General features: G+C 31.2%; 19 protein-coding genes and 2 pseudogenes. 1 reads left to right on the top strand and 20 read right to left on the bottom strand.

Annotation, left to right across the window (positions count from 1 at the left end; all coding sequences use genetic code 11):
- On the top strand, positions 1–232 hold a 232-nt coding region (locus WAO56_RS05175; protein WP_422144809.1), incomplete at its 5' end, for an IS30 family transposase.
- A 210-nt stretch (positions 233–442) separates the two neighbouring features.
- On the opposite strand, the pseudogene WAO56_RS05170 reads toward WAO56_RS05175, so the two are convergent.
- From WAO56_RS05170 to eutM (WAO56_RS05075), 20 genes and pseudogenes are all read right to left on the bottom strand, one after another.
- Positions 443–1,275 (bottom strand): annotated as a pseudogene (locus tag WAO56_RS05170) (IS256 family transposase); the annotation flags it as partial.
- Between the two features lie 192 nt (positions 1,276–1,467).
- Entirely contained in the window at positions 1,468–1,746 is a 279-nt protein-coding gene (eutM, locus tag WAO56_RS05165) for an ethanolamine utilization microcompartment protein EutM (protein ID WP_422144808.1), read from the bottom strand.
- Between the two features lie 26 nt (positions 1,747–1,772).
- Positions 1,773–2,411, bottom strand: coding sequence for a phosphate propanoyltransferase (locus WAO56_RS05160; protein WP_422144807.1), 639 nt, complete (start codon positions 2,409–2,411; stop codon positions 1,773–1,775).
- A gap of 9 nt (positions 2,412–2,420) precedes the next feature.
- Positions 2,421–3,965: an acetaldehyde dehydrogenase (acetylating) gene (locus WAO56_RS05155; protein ID WP_422144806.1), complete on the bottom strand. Its 1,545-nt coding sequence runs from the start codon at positions 3,963–3,965 to the stop codon at positions 2,421–2,423.
- 301 nt (positions 3,966–4,266) lie between these two features.
- Positions 4,267–4,536: pseudogene (locus tag WAO56_RS05150) on the bottom strand (BMC domain-containing protein); the annotation flags it as partial.
- Between the two features lie 23 nt (positions 4,537–4,559).
- Positions 4,560–5,141, bottom strand: coding sequence for a cupin domain-containing protein (locus WAO56_RS05145; protein WP_422144805.1), 582 nt, complete (start codon positions 5,139–5,141; stop codon positions 4,560–4,562).
- A gap of 26 nt (positions 5,142–5,167) precedes the next feature.
- On the bottom strand, positions 5,168–5,431 hold the full coding sequence (locus tag WAO56_RS05140; RefSeq protein WP_422144804.1) for a EutN/CcmL family microcompartment protein: 264 nt from the start codon (positions 5,429–5,431) through the stop codon (positions 5,168–5,170).
- A gap of 1 nt (position 5,432) precedes the next feature.
- A complete protein-coding gene (locus WAO56_RS05135; protein WP_422144803.1) occupies positions 5,433–5,729 on the bottom strand; it encodes a BMC domain-containing protein in 297 nt (98 codons plus the stop codon).
- Between the two features lie 8 nt (positions 5,730–5,737).
- The gene (eutJ, locus tag WAO56_RS05130) at positions 5,738–6,583 is read right to left on the bottom strand and encodes an ethanolamine utilization protein EutJ (RefSeq protein WP_422144802.1); all 846 of its coding nucleotides are present in this window, start codon (positions 6,581–6,583) and stop codon (positions 5,738–5,740) included.
- Between the two features lie 2 nt (positions 6,584–6,585).
- Positions 6,586–7,128: a hypothetical protein gene (locus WAO56_RS05125; RefSeq protein WP_422144801.1), complete on the bottom strand. Its 543-nt coding sequence runs from the start codon at positions 7,126–7,128 to the stop codon at positions 6,586–6,588.
- Between the two features lies 1 nt (position 7,129).
- Entirely contained in the window at positions 7,130–8,266 is a 1,137-nt protein-coding gene (locus WAO56_RS05120; RefSeq protein WP_422144800.1) for a 1-propanol dehydrogenase PduQ, read from the bottom strand.
- A 25-nt stretch (positions 8,267–8,291) separates the two neighbouring features.
- On the bottom strand, positions 8,292–8,645 hold the full coding sequence (locus WAO56_RS05115) for a BMC domain-containing protein (RefSeq protein WP_422144799.1): 354 nt from the start codon (positions 8,643–8,645) through the stop codon (positions 8,292–8,294).
- Positions 8,646–8,660: 15 nt separating this feature from the next.
- On the bottom strand, positions 8,661–9,611 hold the full coding sequence (cutD, locus tag WAO56_RS05110; RefSeq protein ID WP_422144798.1) for a choline TMA-lyase-activating enzyme: 951 nt from the start codon (positions 9,609–9,611) through the stop codon (positions 8,661–8,663).
- Positions 9,612–9,630: 19 nt separating this feature from the next.
- On the bottom strand, positions 9,631–12,177 hold the full coding sequence (cutC, locus tag WAO56_RS05105; protein WP_422144797.1) for a choline trimethylamine-lyase: 2,547 nt from the start codon (positions 12,175–12,177) through the stop codon (positions 9,631–9,633).
- 13 nt (positions 12,178–12,190) lie between these two features.
- Positions 12,191–13,603 carry an aldehyde dehydrogenase family protein gene (locus tag WAO56_RS05100; protein ID WP_422144796.1) on the bottom strand — a complete coding sequence of 471 codons (1,413 nt, stop codon included), beginning with the start codon at positions 13,601–13,603 and terminating at the stop codon, positions 12,191–12,193.
- Between the two features lie 12 nt (positions 13,604–13,615).
- On the bottom strand, positions 13,616–13,918 hold the full coding sequence (locus tag WAO56_RS05095; protein ID WP_422144795.1) for a BMC domain-containing protein: 303 nt from the start codon (positions 13,916–13,918) through the stop codon (positions 13,616–13,618).
- A 13-nt stretch (positions 13,919–13,931) separates the two neighbouring features.
- Positions 13,932–14,231, bottom strand: a complete 300-nt coding sequence (locus tag WAO56_RS05090) for a BMC domain-containing protein (protein WP_422144794.1) — start codon at positions 14,229–14,231, stop codon at positions 13,932–13,934.
- A 27-nt stretch (positions 14,232–14,258) separates the two neighbouring features.
- Positions 14,259–14,531 (bottom strand): hypothetical protein, encoded by a 273-nt coding sequence (locus WAO56_RS05085; RefSeq protein WP_422144793.1) that lies wholly within the window; start codon positions 14,529–14,531, stop codon positions 14,259–14,261.
- A 2-nt stretch (positions 14,532–14,533) separates the two neighbouring features.
- Positions 14,534–15,532, bottom strand: a complete 999-nt coding sequence (locus tag WAO56_RS05080) for a DMT family transporter (RefSeq protein ID WP_422144792.1) — start codon at positions 15,530–15,532, stop codon at positions 14,534–14,536.
- A gap of 41 nt (positions 15,533–15,573) precedes the next feature.
- The gene (eutM, locus tag WAO56_RS05075; RefSeq protein ID WP_422144791.1) at positions 15,574–15,861 is read right to left on the bottom strand and encodes an ethanolamine utilization microcompartment protein EutM; all 288 of its coding nucleotides are present in this window, start codon (positions 15,859–15,861) and stop codon (positions 15,574–15,576) included.
- Positions 15,862–16,077 lie beyond the last annotated feature (216 nt).

The following is a 16,077-nucleotide window of genomic DNA, read 5'->3' as shown; positions in this document are numbered from 1 at the left end:
ACTAGGAATAGATTTCTATTTTGCTGATCCATATAGTGCTTGGCAAAGAGGAACTAACGAGAATAGTAATGGACTATTAAGAGAATATTATCCAAAGAAAACAGATTTATCATCAATTGATGATAATGAATTAATAGAAGTTATATATGAGTTAAATACTAGACCGAGGAAATGTCTAGAATTTAACTCACCATTTGAAGCATTTTTATACGAATTAAATAATTATGAGTAGTGTTGCAATTATTATTGCAATTCAACATATATTTAATTGATTTTAATTTAAATTATGAATACTCCTGATTTGTCATTTTAAGATTTATAAGCTAACTTTAAAATTAATTAGTATAATTAAAGTAATAAACAATATATGATTTATATTTATTATTTCAAGCTATAAAAAATTGGGATTGTCAAGTTAAGTGTGTAAGTAGTTTTTTGTATTTTAAAAATTAGCATATTTTCGTAATCTTTCTGAAATTTTATCATCAATTAATAATTGATTTAAAACCATAGACCAATTACGAATAGTGCCATTTCCCCATTTATTTTGCAATTCCAAAATACGTAAATATAATACTTTTAAAAGAGCATTTTCACTAGGAAATGCTCTTTTTTTGTAACTTTTCTAAAACTTGAATGAATGGCTTCTATAGCGTTGGTTGTGTAAATAACCTTTCTAATATCTGAACCGTAATCAAATAATTGTTCCACATGTTTCCAATTTCGAGTCCAAACATCAATGGCTCCAGAATAAGAACTATATTCTCTAGTCAATTTATCAAAGACATTTTTAGCAGACTTTAAGCTAGGAGCACCATAAACTTTCTTTAGAGATCTTGTAAACTTTTTATACTCTTTTGTTGGAATATAGATTAAAGAATTTCTAACTAAATGAACGGTACACCTTCGAACCGCAGCCTTAGGAAATATTGATTTTGCATCGCTTTCTAATCCACTAACCCCGTCCATAGATATGAAGAATACATCTTCTACACCTCTTGTTTTTAATTCATCAAATATTTGCATCCACTGGTTTTTGCTTTCATTTTCAGCTAACCAGATCCCTAGAATTTCTTTATTACCCTTAAGATTAACTCCTAAAATTGTATATACAGCATACTCTTTTGCTTCATAATTGTTTCTTACAGTTACATACATGCAGTCAACAAACATAAAAGCATAACATTTTTCTAAAGGTCTAGTTTGCCACTGCTCTAATTCTTCTAAAACTACATCTGTTATGTCTGATATCATTTTGGCTGATACTGAAAAGCCACCGTGTGACCTTTAGGTTATAAATATCTTCAGTGGAAAATTAGAGACACCTAATAATATCTCTTTTTTCATAATTCAATAATATTATTAAAGGACCTACTTTGCAGTAGGTCCTTTATCTTTTGATATTCTTTTTTATTATGAGCTATTTTAAAAGAGCATTTTAGAAAAATGCTCTCTTTTAAAATAGTTTTATTTTGTTTCTGGTAAAATTGTTTCAACTTCGCCATGAGGTCTTGGTATAACATGAACAGATACTAATTCCCCAACTCTTTCAGCAGCTGCTGCTCCTGCATCTGTTGCTGCTTTTACAGCTCCTACATCTCCTCTTACCATAACGGTAACAAGTCCTCCACCTATGGTTTCTTTTCCTAATAATGTTACATTAGCTGCCTTCACCATTGCGTCAGCTGCCTCTATTGATCCTACTAATCCTCTTGTTTCAACCATTCCTAAAGCGTCAAATTTCATTTTTTTCCTCCTTGTAAATTTAAAATTTATTTAATAATTTTTATTTTTGATTTTGAATCTAATCCCATTGCATTGGCTTCCTCCATGTCTAGGTGACATTCCAATGCTGAATTTTCAACAGCTCTTACTATTACATTGTCCAATACTCCAGAGCGTATTCCTTCAATTTTTATACTTACATTTTCCCCATCTTTTACATTTAATTTATCTGCATCTTCCGGCAACATATGTATATGCCTTTGACCAATAATAAGACCATTTTCGGTTTGTACTGAGCCTTGGCTACCTATAATAGTTAGTCCTGGAGTGTTATCAAGCTTTCCTGACAATCTAGGCTCTGCTTTTATACCTAATTTAAAACAGTCCCCAGCTAATATTTCTATTTGAGTTTTTTCCCTTGTTGCTCCTAATATTCTAACTTTTTCTATTGCTCCTTTAGGCCCACAAATTATTACTGTTTCTTTTGCTGCATATTGTCCCGGCTGAGATAAATCCTTTAATTTTGTTAATTCATATCCCTTTCCAAAGAGAGTTTCTAAATCCTCCTTTGACAAATGAACATGTCTATTGGATATTCCAACAGGAATAGAGTCATCCTTCATATTTAAATTGTTATTTTCTAAACCGTATACTAAAATTTTTAATGCTTCTTCAAAATTGTCCATATATTTTCCCTACTTATTATTAATTGATAAAATTATTTCACGAACCAAGTCTTCAAGATTATTATTTTTTCCCTCGCTACAAATACCTTCATGGCTCTTATTACTATAGGACGCAGCTATTTCTGCTGGACTTAAGTTTAGGTCGTTTTTATTATTAATACTACAAGTTTTTCTTATATTTGAATTAGGAATTTCCATGTTTCTACAATCCTTAATTCCATAAGCCACTTTTTTCACATTAATTAAATGCTTTGGACTTATGTTTTCAGAAACTGAACTTCCTCCATAAGTACCACAACCAAGGGTAAAGGAAGTTGGTAAGCCTGTTGAAATACCTGTTCCTCCTTGACTTCCGCCTGTATTTACAAGTATACGTGAAGCCGGTTTTATTGAATATTTCAATACCATGTCATCATCTCTAGTATGGATACTCATTGTGTGTCCTATTCCGTTTTGTAGTAGGTCTATACTTAATTCACAAGCTTCTTTCCAATCTTTTACTGTGTAGAAACCTAAAACAGTTGTAAGTTTTTCATATGATAGGGGATACTTTTCTCCAACTCCATCTTGTTTCCCTATTAAAACCTTAGTATTTTCTGGAACGTTTATTCCTGCTGCTTTTGCAATTACAGTAGCCTGTCTACCTACAAATTTAGCATTCATCATATGTCCATTTTTAAAAATTACATTACATACCTTGTCCGTTTCCTCTTTAGTTAAAAAGTATCCACCTTGTCTTTTAAATTCCCTAACTACTTCATCATAATTGGATTCTTCACAAATTATCGATTGTTCAGATGCACAAATAGTTCCATAGTCAAAAGTCTTACTTGCTATAATCATTTCTACAGCCTCTTTTACATCAGCTGTTTTTTCTATATATGCTGGAGAGTTCCCTGCTCCTACTCCAATTGCTGGTTTTCCTGCACTATAAGCAGCCTTAACCATTCCTGGACCTCCGGTTGCTATAATTATTGCAACTTCTTCTGCCTTCATTAATTCATTAGTTGTTTGTAATGTAGGCATTGAAGCACAACTAATTATTCCCTTTGGAGCTCCTGCTTCTTCAGCTGCCCTATTCATTATTTCAGCTGCTTTTAATGTACACTTAACAGCTGCAGGATGTGGAGAAAATACAATAGCATTTCTAGACTTTAAGGCAATAATCGCTTTAAATATTGCTGTTGATGTTGGATTAGTTGATGGTATTATTCCCATTACAACACCTACTGGTTCAGCAACATCTATTGTTCTTTTTTCCTTATCCTCTCCTATAATCCCTATGGTTTTTAAATCCTTAATATCATCATATAAAAGCTTTGAGGCTGCTAAGTTTTTAAATGTTTTATCTGCTACATTTCCAAAACCAGTTTCTTCAACTGCCATTCTTGCAAGTATTTCTGCATTTTCTTCAGCTGCCAAAACCATATTTATAATTATTTTATCCACTTGTTCTTCGGTAAAATTATAAATTTCCTTAGAAGCCTTTTTTGCATTTCTAACTAAATTCCTTGCTTCTTGTAAGGATTGGAGATCATAATCATAGTTTTCCATCTTCTAAATCCCTCCTTGTATAGTATTTTTCTATTTCTTCAATTAATTGTTCCTTATTTAATTTTGAAAACTTCTTGTTTTCCATTTTAAAATCAGGTATTTCCTTAACTAATAACCTTATTTCAGAAACCTTCAAGTTTTTAATTTCGGAAATTGCTTCTTCTTTCCCTTTTTCTTTTAATAGGTTATCTAGTTTATTATTTTTTTCATCTTCTACTTTCTTTTCTTCTTTAACTTCTTCTTTTTCTTCTATGGTCTTTTCTTTAGAGAAATCCTCTGTATTTTCTTGTTTTACAGTTTTTTTATCAACTATTAGTTCTAATTCGTCACTAGGTCTAGCTATAACATGTTTAGAGCGTAAAAAATTTTCACCTAATTTACATACTTCTGCAGCTCCTGCATCTACTGCTGCTTTTACAGCTCCTACATCTCCTTCGACTATTATAGTTGTAATCCCACCTGTAACTTTTTCCTTTTTTATTAGTCTTACATCGGCAGCTTTTAACATAGAATCAGCTGCTTCTATTGATGCAATTAAGCCTTTTGTTTCTATTAGTCCAATTGCCTGCATATAATTCTCCTTACAATTTCAGATTAACATTTGGCGAAAAACATTTTTGTTTTACCATTTATTTTTACTTTTGTATTTTTAGGAAAATATACTATATCCCCTTGTTTACATAAATATTCTTCATTATCTATTTTTACTTTTAACTCTCCCTCTATAATGTAGTTAACTTGATTTTCTTCTATTTTTTTACTATAGGTTGAGTTTTCTATTTCAATTAAACCTGCTTTTAATTGTCCTTCTTTTGATTTAATTAATTCCTTAACAAATATTTTTTCACCATTTTTTGTTTCATCTAAAATACTCATTTTCACAGTATTACCTTTTATAAGTTTAAAGCCATTTTCGTGTTCCCAATAATCAAATTTAGGAAATAGGTCTGCTAGCATATTATTATCTATTAACTTTTTTAATAGTGTATATATTTTTTCGCTATTCATAATACTATTTTCTTCTTTTGTTTTTTTCCTATATATTATTTCAATCCCTAATGTTTCGGCTTTATCTACTGCAGAAGGAGTAATAATAGTATTTTTATCGATATAGATACTATTTGTGCTATGAGAAACTAATTCTTCTACATTATCAGCACATATTAATCGTTTCATAGCTATTCCTTTCTACATATAACAGGTTATTTTTCTTTAAAATCTTCATCTACAATGCCAACTACAGCTGCATCTATTGGTAGTTCATCATTCTCCATCATCTTTCTAGCTGAGGAGCCTGTTGTTATTATTACCTTATCTCCTATTCCTGCACCAATAACATCTGCTACAATTATTTCTTCACCCGCCTTACTTCCAGCAATAATTTCAGCAATCATTAATTTATAACCATTTAAAGACTCCGCTTTTCTAGTAGCCCAAATATTTCCTATTAATTTCCCAAATAGCATTTTAAAAATCTCCCTTTTCACTTCTTTTAATGTTTTCTAAAGCAACTTCTACCGAAGATGTGTCTCCAAAAATCGCTATTACAATTATATTCTGTGGACAGCTACCCTTTATTTCCTCTACTATTACACCAGCAGATTTTTCTGCAATATCCGATGCATATATAATGTCTATTAGTTTTCCTTGTACCAATCCAACAGCATCTATATTTTTAAAATCTATATTTTCCTTCGAACCTTTTCGTCGGTTTAAAATATCAATAGTTGCTTTAGATGGTGATTTTATAAATCTATAATTCATACAATCTCCTAAGAAATAATTTGTTCTGTGCAATTTCTAGCAATTCCTATTGGTGTTACAAAAATCGGGTTTATAGGTTTATATGTAGGAATACCTGTTTTCTTTTGAATAATCTTTTCTATTCCCTTTAAACAGCTACTTCCTCCAACTAAATAAATTTCATTAACACCATAGCCTTCAATACTATCTACTATAATCTTTGAAATTTTCTCTACTACAGGTTTTAAAGTAACTATTAACTCATCATGGTTGTTTTTATTTCTTTTATAAATTTCCGCTTCCTCATAAGATAATTTATAAGCTCCTGCAACTACTAAAGAAAAATGAGTTCCCCCTGTTGCTTCATCTATAACCTTCTCAACCTTTCCATCTTTAAATATGGAAATCCCCGTTGTTCCTCCACCTATGTCAACTATGGCACCATTTTCTATCTTTAATACTTCATTAGCTGCTGTAGGCTCGTTTACTATTGCTGTAATTTCAAAGCCTGCCCCCTGAACTACATTTTTTATTGTTCCTGCATCTAATCCATCTGTTCCTGGTGGTATTGCTGCTGCAGCATAAATTAATTCCGTTTCTAATTTATTGTCTAACTCTTCCTTTAATTCCCGAACTATATCTACTGCTCCTATATAGTCCACTATCATTCCGTCTTTTACAACATCTGCATATTTGTAGGCACCTGCTACAGTTCTTTTATTTTCATCTAGTACAGTAATAACAACACAAGCAGTACCTAAATCAACTCCACAATAATATGTATTACTTTTAGACTTTTTAGGTTTTTTTATTACATTCTCAAATTCCTGTATATCCTTGTTACAAATATCAATAATTGATTTTTCTTTTGACATTTCTATCCCCCTAAAAGTAAATCTATTATTTCTGTAAGTCTATAAATTATTCCATTAATAATTGGAGCTTCCTCTTTAAATATATCTAAATTATTTTTCAGTAGTGATTTTAAATAATTTAACTCAACAATTAGTTTTCCATTTTCAGTCTGCAAATCATCAAAGTCAATACTTATATTTTTTTCCTCACAAGATGTATTTTTAAAATAAATTCTACAATCAAATCTTTCATCTTCATTTAAATTCATTGTTTTAATATACTTGCTATAGTCAAATATTTCCTTTGCAATTAATTTATTATATTTTAATAATAATTGAGCTGTTTTTAAAAATTCCGCCTCTAATAAATTTAGTTCACTTTTAAATTCCTCATTTTTATTAAGGAGCTTTTTTTGCCTTTTGTTGCCACTATTAAACCTATAGCCCTTATCTATTAAATATCCTCTAGCACTTGGAGTTAATTTCATCCCTTCCTTAAGGGTGAAATTACTAAGACCTTCTTTTTTTTCAATAATACGTAAATCATTTTCTGTTAAAAATTTCATTTTACGCACCATTTAATAATCGCAGATATATTTTTTCTATATCCTCTTCTGATGCTTGTCTTGGATTTGTTATAGTGCAATTGTCCTTTAAGGCATTTTTAGCCATTTCCTTTATAGAATTTCTATATTCTTCTAAGTCTATATTTGTTTCTTTTATTGATAGGGGAATTCCTATTTTTTTCATAATCTTTCTAATTTCTCTTATTAATCCATGTACTGTTGCTTTTTTTGTACCATGACTAATTCCCATTAATTTAGAAATTTCAACGTATCTATCTAAAGTAGAGTTTTCATTATCTTCTTCTAAACCAGCATTGTAACTAATAATATAGGGTAAGAGCATGGCATTTATTCTTCCATGGGAAAGATTAAATCGCCCTCCTAATGAATGTGCCATACTATGACAAATTCCTAAGGAAGCAGCATTAAAGGCAATACCTGCCATAGCTGAAGCATTGTGCATATGTTCTCTAGCCTTAATATTGGAGCCATCTTTAACAACATCAATTAAATATTTATTAACTAGTTTTATGGCCTTTTCTGCAAAAGCATCTGAAAAATCTCCTGATTTAGTTGAAACATAAGCTTCTATTGCATGAGTAAGTACATCCATTCCAGTATCTGCTGTTATATTACTTGGTACGGAAACTGTAAATTGAGAATCTAGTATAGCAATATCTGGCAACATTTCCTCATCAACCAAGGCATATTTTACTTTTAACTTCGGATCGGTTATTACAGAAAATTCTGTAACTTCACTACCAGTTCCGCTTGTAGTTGGTATAGCAATTAACAACATCTTTTCAAAATTATTAATTTCTTCATATACTTTACAAATGGCTTTAGCTGAATCAATTGCTGAGCCACCTCCAAAAGCAATTACCGTTGTTGGGTTAATTCTTTTCATCTCCTCAAGTCCCTGTGCTACTATATCTATAGTAGGATTAGGTACTATTTTTGAAAATACTGAATAATTTATATTTCTTTCTTTTAAAATTGAAGTAATAGTATTTATTTTTCCTGATTTTTCCATAAATGGATCACAGATTATAAAGGTATTTTCTAAATCTAAGTCCTTTAGTTTTTCTAAGGAAGCTGTCCCCATATATATTTTGGTCTTCATAGCAAATTCTTGCATTTCATCCCTCCTTTCTTTTTAATTATTAAGTTCTTGTTATTGATGATGTAGTAAAACCCAGAATGTTTTTTAAAACATGATTTACCTCTAGTAAGGCAGTTTCAACACTTTCCACATCGCCAACAAGTAGTACATAGCCTGTCATTCTGTCAATATATCCTATTTCTACATTTGAAGCTTTCGCAGCAATATCAGCTGCAATAATAGAAGTTTCAAAAGGTGTTATTGCTAAAATCCCCATAGCCCCCAGCGATTTAACACCTACACTTTCATAAACTTCCTGTATAGGAGAGGCTATTACATGAGAAAGGGTAATTTGTTTACCTGGAACGGATTCTTCAATTATTCGAGTAATATTTTCATTTTTTATAAATTCCATCAAATCCCTTCTTTCTTAATGCTTAACTATTGTTACAGGAAAATCATATTCTTTTAGCCATGATTCTATTTGTTTTAACTCATTATCAGTTAAACTAGGATCTCCTTCTATTGGATATTCCATATCTAGCTGATTGTACTTATTAACTCCTAATTTATGATAAGGTAACAGGTCTATTCCTTTAAAGTTCTCATAATCCTTATATGGTTTTAAAAATTCAATTACTGCTTTTATTTCTTCCTTGCTGTCATTAATGTCTTTAAGCATTGGCATTCTTACATGAACATTAAACCTACTGTCTAATAATTCTCTAAGATTTTTTAATATTAATTCATTATTAACACCTGTTAAATTATTATGTTTAATAGGGTCCATTTGTTTAATGTCAAATAAAAATAAGTCAACATATTCAGCAATTTCTAGAAGTTTTTCTGTTTTTACATAACCACAAGTTTCAATTGCAGTATTAATTCCCTCTTCTTTTGAAGCCATTAATAGAGTTTTTGCTGCTTCTGGCTGTGCTGTACACTCGCCGCCTCCTAATGTAACTCCACCTCCGGACATTTCATAAAAGGTTTCATCCTCTTTTATTATTTCTAATAATTCAGATACGGTTTTTCTTTCCCCTGCAATTTCTAAAGCTTCATAATGGCAAGCATCTTTACATTTTCCACAACCTATACAAGTCTTAGTTCTGTCTATTTTATGTTCTTTACTTTCTTTTGATATATAATGTATTCCTTCTGGACATACTTCTACACAAGCACCACAGTTTATACATGCCGATTTTTTTATCATAATGTCAAATCTGTGTTCCAACCCCTCTGGATTGGAACACCATTTGCATCGGAGAGGACAACCTTTGAAAAATACAATAGTCCTAATTCCTGGTCCATCATACATATTATATTTTTGTACATTAAATATCATTGCTTTTCTTTCGATTGTATTTTTTTTGCTCCCCATTTATTTTCTCCATTTTTTATTAAAAACTTGTAAGCATTGTCCTACTTATAATTTCGTCTTGAACATCCTTACATAGTTCAACAAAGAATGCACTATAGCCGGCAACTCTTACTATTAAATCTCTATACTTTTCAGGATGTTTCTGTGCATCGATTAATGTTTCATTATCTAGGTAGTTAAATTGCATTTCCCCATTTCCCATTAAACAAGCAGATCTTAATAGGGTTATTAAACTTTCTTCTCCTTCTGGAGTATCTAATATACCTGCCATAATCTTAAAGTTATGCACCATACCTATATTCATATTGTCATTAGCCATTTTTGATACGGATTTTATAATAGCTGTAGGCCCTTTAAAATCTGCACCTTGACTTGGACTTATACCATCTGATAATGGTAACCATGCATTTCTACCATTTGCTGTAGCACCTGTCATTTGTCCAAAAGGTGTGTTATTGGAAATTGATAAGGTACCATGACTCAATCTAGAATATAATGTTTTGTATTTTCTATGTTCATTTTCTGTAAAGTTTACTAAATCTGAAGCTATTAAATCTGCATAATCATCATCGTTACCATATTTAGGTGCATTTAAACAGTCTTTTCTAATTTCTTCATAACCTACAAAATCTGCCTTTAATGCTTCATTTAATTCTCTTAAAGTATATTTCTTATCATCGAAAACCAATTTTTTAATTGCTGCCATTGAATCAACATAAGTAGCTAGGCCTGACCAAATAACACCAGGTCCAAAGTTATACATAGCTCCACCTGCTGAAACATCTTTTCCCTTTTCCATACATCCTTCATACATTATGGACATTAATGGCTTTGGTGCTAAATCTTTATGAACTCTTTGAGAAATAACAGTAGCAACACTGCTCCATTTAGTAATATATTTTATTTGTTCCTTTACTGCTTCTTCAAATTCCTCATATGTTTTAAATGATTCTAAATCTCCTAAATCTGGACATACTTGTTTTCCATACCATAATGGAACACCTCTATTTAATACTAGTTCTATACAAATAGGCCATTGAGTGTAAGCTGTAGAAGTCCATTGATATAACCTACCAGCTTTTTGAGGCTCTACACATCCCATTAAACAATAATCTCTAGCATCCTCAATAGAAACGCCTTTAGCCAACATCATCTTTATATGTGCATCATCAAAGTGACAAGCTGGGAATCCCATACCGGATCTAACAACATCTACTATTTTCTTTAAATATTTTCTTGGTGATTTATTGTGTATTCTACAAGCTAATGATGGTTGATATATTTTTACATGTCTAACAGCATCCATTAAAAGATAGGTTAAATCATTTGTTGCATCTCTACCATCTCTTGTAACTCCACCTACACACATATTTACAAATGGTTGGTAACCTGCAAAGAATTTAGAACCACCTTCACTAGTTATCCACATCATTTCTGACATTTTAATTAACATACATCCAGCTAGTTCAAAGGCTTGATAGTCATTTAATCTTCCAGATTCTATATCGTTTTTATAATAAGGATACATATACTGGTCAACACGGCCTATAGACATACCTGTTTGATTTTCTTCAACTACTAATAATGATTCTATTGTCCAAACTGCTTGAATAGCTTCCCAGAAGGTTTCAGGTTTATTTGCTGGCACTTTAGCATTTACTTCTGAAATTTTTAACAATTCAGCTTTTCTCTTAGGATCTCTTTCCTTTGATGCTAATTCCGCTGCATATTCTGACATTCTTTTTGCGTAGATCATTACCCCTTCTGTTGTATCTACAATAGATTTATAGAAATATATTTTTTCTATGTCTTCTGGATTTTCATAATCAAGTTCTTTCAAATGTTCTATAGCTTCTTTTTGAATATCCTTCATACCTTTTTTCATTAAAATTACATCGTAACCAGGATTTGAGTCTCCACCACCATTTAGTGCATGGTATGAGCAATCGGAAACAAAAGATTCTCCTGACAACTCCCAAACTCCAGCTTCCCTGTATTGATCTTCGCAGTACTCATCTACAGATTTTCCTTTCCAGTAAGGGAATAATTCCTCTTTCATTATTCTCTTATCTTCTTCGGATATATAGAAAGGATCTTGAGGTCTATCTCCAATTGTCTCTAACTCATCTTCCATCCATCTCCAAGCTATATCCGGTGAAAAAGCTCCGGCTCTAGGAGCTCCATTTGGTGCTCCTACAATTAACTCATTATCTTGAATAACAAGAGGTGCTGTTTCACAACAATATTTAAAACATTTTGCCCTTAATAGAATTTTAGGCATTCCTGGGTTCTCTTTGGCAATTTTTGTAATAGCCCTAGCCCTATGAGTTGTTATTGTTGGTGTATGTGTTAAGTATTTTTCTTTTAATTTTGCAAGTCTTTCTGTTATTCCATTAGGTATTTCACTACCTTCATAATCTATAACTACATCTTTTGTACTTCTGTCATTATTATTGGAAAATTCATCTGAAATAGATTCAAACATCTTCACTAATGACGCTCTTTCTTCCTCTGACATATCCTTTGTAGCTTCAGCAAGCTTTACTGAAAACTCTTGTAAGTTCATCTATTTTCCTCCCTTAATTTGATAGTTGATTTAATATTTCTTTTAAAATATCCATTAAATCATCTTTTTTATAAGCTATTTTTTCTTCTCCGTATCCAACTTTTCTTGTATATCTTAAATTTGTTGGATTTAAATTATCTTCTAAAAATCCTAAACCAGTTGTTAATCCACCAAGTATTACCGATGGAAATAAATCACTAGTTATGCCCATAGCCCCTAACGAAGCTCCAGTATTTACTAAAATTCTTGCTACGGGTTTTATCATTATAAATTGTTTAATTACAGAACTATCATTTGAATATATAGCTAAGGTATGACCCTTACTTTCAAACAATAAATTAAGACATTTTTCACAAGCATTAATCCAATCATTTTCCACATAATAGGAAATAATAGGACATTTTAATTCCTTTGAATATGGATTAAAGTCTGAAATATATTTTTGTTCTGAAACTAAAATACTAGATCCTTCAGGTATGTTAAAACCTGCTCTTTTAGCTAAAAATTCTGCAGATTTTCCTATATATTCCTCATCTAATGCTTCATTTTTCAGTATTAAATCTATTAGGGCTTCTTCTTGACTCTCCGTCATAAAATAAGCACCCTGTAGTTTCATTTCTTCTTTTACTTTTGAAGCTATAGTAATATCTGCAACTACAAATTGCTCAGCTCCTGGTAAAATTCCATTATTGAATTTTCTACTATCTATAATATTTTTAACAGCATTTTGTATATTAGCTGTCCTTTCAATAAAAACCGGACTTGCTCCTGTAGCTCCATAAATTTGTGGTTTTGAAATATTGGATAGTTCATAATTATATTTTTCCAAACCTATATTAATAATTAGATCTACACTTTCACTATTTATTAATTCAACAACTCCCTTTCTGGAAGATGTTGTTAGACAACTAACTGTATCTTCTGGAAGTCCTACTTTTTCTGCTATATATGAAAATACCTCTACTATTTTTCCTACTATTTTTTCCGCTCTTTTTGTAGGAGCAAATATTATTGTATTTCCAGTCTTTATTCCATTTAAGATAATATTTATAACTGCAGTAGCCGGATTAATAGATGGACAAATTGCAACAATAGTTCCTAAAGGAATACCTACTTCTAAAATTTCTCCATTATTGTTTTCCTTTAAAACACCTATGTATTTTTTATCTATTATTTCTTCATATATTAATTTAGACATTATTTTTATTTCATTATATTCATCTTCAATATTTCCATATCCAGTTTCTTCTACTGATAGTTTTGCTAAATTCATAAATTCATCTTTGATTTTTTCATAAAATAACTCTACTATTTCATTAAGTTTATTTTGTGAAAATTGTAGTAATGATTTTTTTGCAATATTAGAATTTTCCAACAATATACGCGCTTCCTGAATTGATACTAAATCCTTATCAATAAATTTCATATATTTTCTCCATTATTCTCTAAGTTGTTTTTCTAGAGAGTATTTTTCAATTATTTTTTCAAGATCGGTATGTGGTCTTGCAATAACAACTGAACTGTAAACTTCTGCCCCCATATTTTCCACTGCTTTTACACCAGCAGAAACAGCTGTTTTACATGCTCCTACATCGCCTCTTACAATAACAGAAATATATCCTGAAGCAACATTTTCATATCCAACAACTTCAACATTGGCCGACTTACACATTGCATCTGCTGCTTCAAGAACAAAGACCAAACCAAATGTTTCTATTAGTCCGATTGCCTCACCTACCATATTTCCTCCTTAATCAATTCGTGTCTATATCATGTACTGAAACTATATCCCCTACACTAGAAATAGGTCTTGGCATTACATTTTTAGCTGTTAAAGTCCCTATTTCACTAGCTGCCTTTGCTCCAATCTCGACTGCAGCTCTTACTGCAGCAACATCACCTTTAATCATTACTGTAACTAAGGTTGAGCCTATATTTTCGTATGATACTAATTCAACATCTGATGCTTTTAACATCTTATCGGCAGCTTCAAGAGCAGGAACAAGTCCAATAGTTTCTATTAATCCTAAGGCCTCTTCACCTCGATATCTCATTTCTCTTCTCCTTGTATAGTAAAATACTTATTTTTTTAATATATATTTTTCTATGGTGTTTTTTCCTTCATCATTTATTGAATAATATATGGCCAATTCTCCATTGTTATCTAGCTCATAATTTACTAACTCAATTAACTCATTTGCTTCCAAGGCCATTAAATGCTCTAAAAACATATCTTTAGTAAACTGCCCTTCATTGCCATAATCATTTTTTAGTTTTTCCATTATTTCTGAAACATCTGCTTTTTCTACATTGTATAAATATTTTAAAACAGCCGTTCTAGCTGGTAATAACATACTTAACTCTCCTTCCTAAATAAATCTAAAGGATTCATTGTTACAGTTACTGCTCCTACAATTATAAGAATTGATCCTATTACAATAGTTGATGTAAGTTCTTGACCTAAAAACAGGATTGAGAAAAACACTCCCCAGAAAGCATATGTAACATTTAATGACATACCAACTGCCGTTCCAACTGTTGAATTTGCCTTATACCATGATAAAAATGATGCTGCTGCACATAAACCTGATGCAATTAACCAAAATATTGGTGTTGTAGCCTCAAATGTTGCTTTCAATAATGGCAATTCTTTTATAATAGGTAGAATTACTACTAAAATTACTATTCCCGATAACAATTCCCTTATATTAACTGCAATGTCTGAATCTAAAAGGGAACCTCCATAACTTGAGATTACACCTTCTAAGCCCCAGCTTATAGCTGCAATAAAAGCACATATAATTCCTAATGTAAAATTAGGTGCGGCTTCCGGTTTTACTAAATTTATAACGATTGCCCCTGATATTACGATTAGCATTCCAAAGGCAACTCTTTTTGTTGGTTTCTGTTTTAAAAATATCCAAGCAAATATTGCCCCAAATAATCCACATGTTGCTGAAATAGGTATTGCATAAGCTCCAGCATTTGCTAAACCTACTAAATATGCACCATTTGCAATTGGCCCGCCAAGTAAAGAGCCCAATACAATCATTTTCCCAGGAAATGTATTAAGACTTCTTCCCATTTCTTTTATTCTTCCTTTTTTAAGGTTATAGAAAGTAAGCCAAATCCCTGCAAAAAGATCATTTAATCCGCAAGCTACCATAGGAGCTGCTAAAATTCCTATAGCACTTATTAATGGTTCTTGTCCACTTGCTATTGAAACTAAAGTCGAATATATTCCATATGTTAAACCTGAAATAACCCCCATGGCTATTCCTTTTCTTCTAAATTTATCGTTTACTGATTTCATCTTTAAATCAGCTGTTGCTATTCTACCTTTGTATCCTTCCATAAAATAAACTTACCTTTCTGCTTTAATTAAAATTTACAATCTTATTTCTCAGCCTTCATTTCTGGAACTATCGTATCAACTTCTTGATGTGGTCTTGGTATAACATGAACAGATACTAATTCTCCAACTCTTTCAGCTGCAGCTGCACCTGCATCTGTTGCTGCCTTTACTGCTGCAACATCTCCTCTAACCATAACTGTTACCAGTCCACCACCTATTATCTCCTTACCTATTAAAGTAACGTTTGCTGCTTTCACCATAGCATCTGCTGCTTCAATTGAACCTACTAATCCTTTTGTTTCGATCATTCCTAATGCGTCAAATTTCATTTTTATTCTCCTTATTAATATTTATTTAGCAATACAAATTCACTAGACTATGTTTATTTATATGTATTAAATTTTGGGGTATATTAATATAAAATTTACAATGTTCTTACAGAATTTAGTTTGTATTGCTATATTGTCTTCAGTTTAACATTACACTTAAGTGGAGAGTCAAATCTATTTTTAAACAAAAAAAGAAACGCTTCTTTTAGCGTTTCT

The sequence above is a fragment of the Miniphocaeibacter sp. genome (genome assembly GCF_049276255.1).
Classification (GTDB): domain Bacteria; phylum Bacillota; class Clostridia; order Tissierellales; family Peptoniphilaceae; genus Miniphocaeibacter.
This window is presented reverse-complemented; position numbering and strand designations above follow the sequence as displayed.

What these genes read in the sequence shown, in the direction of transcription:
- eutM (WP_422144808.1), bottom strand. Translation starts at nt 1,746, where the DNA reads ATGAAATTTGACGCTTTAGGAATGGTTGAAACAAGAGGATTAGTAGGA.
- WAO56_RS05160 (WP_422144807.1), bottom strand. Translation starts at nt 2,411, where the DNA reads ATGGACAATTTTGAAGAAGCATTAAAAATTTTAGTATACGGTTTAGAA.
- WAO56_RS05155 (WP_422144806.1), bottom strand. Translation starts at nt 3,965, where the DNA reads ATGGAAAACTATGATTATGATCTCCAATCCTTACAAGAAGCAAGGAAT.
- WAO56_RS05145 (WP_422144805.1), bottom strand. Translation starts at nt 5,141, where the DNA reads ATGAAACGATTAATATGTGCTGATAATGTAGAAGAATTAGTTTCTCAT.
- WAO56_RS05140 (WP_422144804.1), bottom strand. Translation starts at nt 5,431, where the DNA reads ATGCTATTTGGGAAATTAATAGGAAATATTTGGGCTACTAGAAAAGCG.
- WAO56_RS05135 (WP_422144803.1), bottom strand. Translation starts at nt 5,729, where the DNA reads ATGAATTATAGATTTATAAAATCACCATCTAAAGCAACTATTGATATT.
- eutJ (WP_422144802.1), bottom strand. Translation starts at nt 6,583, where the DNA reads ATGTCAAAAGAAAAATCAATTATTGATATTTGTAACAAGGATATACAG.
- WAO56_RS05125 (WP_422144801.1), bottom strand. Translation starts at nt 7,128, where the DNA reads ATGAAATTTTTAACAGAAAATGATTTACGTATTATTGAAAAAAAAGAA.
- WAO56_RS05120 (WP_422144800.1), bottom strand. Translation starts at nt 8,266, where the DNA reads ATGCAAGAATTTGCTATGAAGACCAAAATATATATGGGGACAGCTTCC.
- WAO56_RS05115 (WP_422144799.1), bottom strand. Translation starts at nt 8,645, where the DNA reads ATGGAATTTATAAAAAATGAAAATATTACTCGAATAATTGAAGAATCC.
- cutD (WP_422144798.1), bottom strand. Translation starts at nt 9,611, where the DNA reads ATGGGGAGCAAAAAAAATACAATCGAAAGAAAAGCAATGATATTTAAT.
- cutC (WP_422144797.1), bottom strand. Translation starts at nt 12,177, where the DNA reads ATGAACTTACAAGAGTTTTCAGTAAAGCTTGCTGAAGCTACAAAGGAT.
- WAO56_RS05100 (WP_422144796.1), bottom strand. Translation starts at nt 13,603, where the DNA reads ATGAAATTTATTGATAAGGATTTAGTATCAATTCAGGAAGCGCGTATA.
- WAO56_RS05095 (WP_422144795.1), bottom strand. Translation starts at nt 13,918, where the DNA reads ATGGTAGGTGAGGCAATCGGACTAATAGAAACATTTGGTTTGGTCTTT.
- WAO56_RS05090 (WP_422144794.1), bottom strand. Translation starts at nt 14,231, where the DNA reads ATGAGATATCGAGGTGAAGAGGCCTTAGGATTAATAGAAACTATTGGA.
- WAO56_RS05085 (WP_422144793.1), bottom strand. Translation starts at nt 14,531, where the DNA reads ATGTTATTACCAGCTAGAACGGCTGTTTTAAAATATTTATACAATGTA.
- WAO56_RS05080 (WP_422144792.1), bottom strand. Translation starts at nt 15,532, where the DNA reads ATGGAAGGATACAAAGGTAGAATAGCAACAGCTGATTTAAAGATGAAA.
- eutM (WP_422144791.1), bottom strand. Translation starts at nt 15,861, where the DNA reads ATGAAATTTGACGCATTAGGAATGATCGAAACAAAAGGATTAGTAGGT.